At 29.0% G+C, this 2,442-nt stretch carries 2 protein-coding genes; one reads left to right on the plus strand and one right to left on the minus strand.

Annotated elements, in window-relative coordinates; translation table 11 throughout:
* Positions 1-271: 271 nt before the first annotated feature.
* Positions 272-1,405: a GerAB/ArcD/ProY family transporter gene (locus tag CN601_RS21865; protein WP_098121443.1), complete on the plus strand. Its 1,134-nt coding sequence runs from the start codon at positions 272-274 to the stop codon at positions 1,403-1,405.
* A 567-nt stretch (positions 1,406-1,972) separates the two neighbouring features.
* Here CN601_RS21865 and CN601_RS21870 read toward each other — a convergent pair.
* The gene (locus tag CN601_RS21870; RefSeq protein WP_098121442.1) at positions 1,973-2,185 is read right to left on the minus strand and encodes a hypothetical protein; all 213 of its coding nucleotides are present in this window, start codon (positions 2,183-2,185) and stop codon (positions 1,973-1,975) included.
* Positions 2,186-2,442: the final 257 nt, after the last annotated feature.

Consider the following 2,442-nt stretch of genomic DNA (forward strand, 5'->3'; position numbering starts at 1 on the left):
CTTAGATGATAGATTCCAATTCAACTAATGCATGTGTTAGTTGGATAAGCATTAAAAAGACTGTTTGGTCAAAACAGTCTTTTTTAGTCCGCAAAAATCAACATTTTAGCTTAACAGAGCCTAGATTTAAAAAACTGGGTGGATGAAGGAATGGATTATTCAAATTATATTTTGTAAGTCATTAAAGCTCTAATTAACACTTTTATTATAGGATTTTTTGGAAATAATAATAAATCCGGAAGTGAAATTTGAAGTCAAAAGTAGGAATTATATGAATCGCAAAATAAAAATAAGTGGCTTTCAATTTTTTTGTATTATTTTTTCGTTTATTGTCGGTATTCCACCACCAGGTCTAATTTACACTATTGCCAATCAAGATGCATGGATGTGTGTATTAATAGCAGATTTTACAGCTTGTTTATTATTTGCTCTGTATATTAAGTTATATACGTTATTCCCTGATTTACAATTTACACAATACATTCAAGTTATTTTAGGTAAATTTGTAGGGAAACTAATGGCATTAGTTTATATTGTGTATTTTATTTATATGGCAGCACGAGATTTACGTGAACTTGCAGCTTTACTAAGAATTACTCTTTATAATGCTTCATCCCTAATTGCACTCGTAATAATAACAATGTTCTTAGTCCTTTATACACTTTATAAAGGATTTGAAACATTCGCCCGAGCGAACGAATTAATATTTCTGATGACAGTAGCTATTGTTGTCCTATTTATAACACTTGAAATCGTTTCTAATCTAATTGAATTTAAAAATTTAAGACCGGTTTTAGAAAATGGATTGAAGCCTGTAATAAAAGGAGCTTTTCCTATCACAGTCACAATTCCATTTGGTGAAATATTTGTATTTACTATGATCATGCCATATTTAAATAAACAAAAGTCAGCAATAAAGGTAGGTATACCCGCATTATTAATTTCAGGGGCTGCATTAAGTTTATTCGCAGTATTAAATATAGCAATCTTAGGTGTTTCAGAAGTAACAAGAACAGTCTTTCCACTTCTAACATCAGTTAGTTATATCAATGTTGCTGATTTTATCCAAAGAATGGATTCATTTATTGTACTGATTTCAGTAACTGGTTATTATGTAAAAATTGTTGTTTATTTTTATTGCGCGGTATCTGGAACTGCAGAATTATTTAATGTAAAGAAAAGTGAACAGCTAGTCTATCCAATTTCAATTATTATTATCACTAGTTCATTATGGTTGGCTTCTAGTTTTATAGACCAACATAATGAAGCTGTTAGTAAAGCACCTTTTTTACTACACATTCCACTTCAAATCCTTATTCCGCTTAGTTTATTACTGATTCTCTTATTACAAGGGAAACTTAAAGGGAATAAAAGCTTAAAACAAAAAGGCTCCAGTTTTCACTAGAGCCTTTTTGTTTCTTTAAAATTCGTATTCGTACGTATTCAAATTATTTTTTAGGTCCTCTCACATTCAACCGAACATAGATATATAAAGTTATTCCTGTTGAGAAGGTCTCCCCCCTACCTTCTCTTTTTTTGTTTGTAAAAATAACCTCTTAATTGTCATTAGTTTGTAACGATATTCACAAACTTTCTTTAAAAATAATGATATTATCAAATAGAAAAGAATTTGATTACAAATCTTTTCCCCTTTAAAAAACTTTGAAATCTTTCAGTCCCTTTTAAAAATCTTTACATCTATAATTTCCCGTTTAACCCTATTGACTTGACACTCAAAATAGGGTTCTTTTTTTATTGCCTTTTTAATAAGAATTTACTGATATTTAACTAAAAAAAGACTGTCTAAAAAAACAATCTTCTTTAAGAATATATTAATCAACTAAAGCATGCGATAGTTGAACTAAAATCGGCATTTTAAAACGGACTTTACTTTTATAAAAAAGGAGGTCCGTTTTTTTGAATCATTTGTATCTATATATTCGATTTGTTCAACGACGAAAAAGCATCCAATTTAATTGGATGCATATTTAAGTATTCCACTTGAAAAGAGTGAATCTTCAAGCTGTGTGCACTCTTTTAGTTTGATTAATCCATCTAGTTCTAGTTCCTTAGCTAGTTTTTCGATCATAATTGTATCATTTTCCAAGGAATTTTTAATGTTGATTAAAAAGAAATTTCCTCTTGTTGCAAGTCGAAGGCTCATTAATAAATTCTTTTTATTCATTTTCCAAACTCCCTTCTAAATTAGATAATTCGACACAATGGATGTTTTATCCTGTAAATACAATTTAATTACAAATTTTTTGTAGGAGTTATTAATCTAATCTCCATAGTATATAACGTCAAAAATTCTCATACATTGTCAATACACATAGTAGGGGGAATAATAATGAATTCAAATAATTTTCGTGAATTAGAGTATGCAATAGACGAAATTACTGAAATTGCCAAAGGATTTGGACTTGATTATTTTCCAATGAG

It is taken from the genome of Bacillus sp. AFS017336, assembly GCF_002555445.1.
Lineage (GTDB): Bacteria > Bacillota > Bacilli > Bacillales > Bacillaceae_G > Gottfriedia.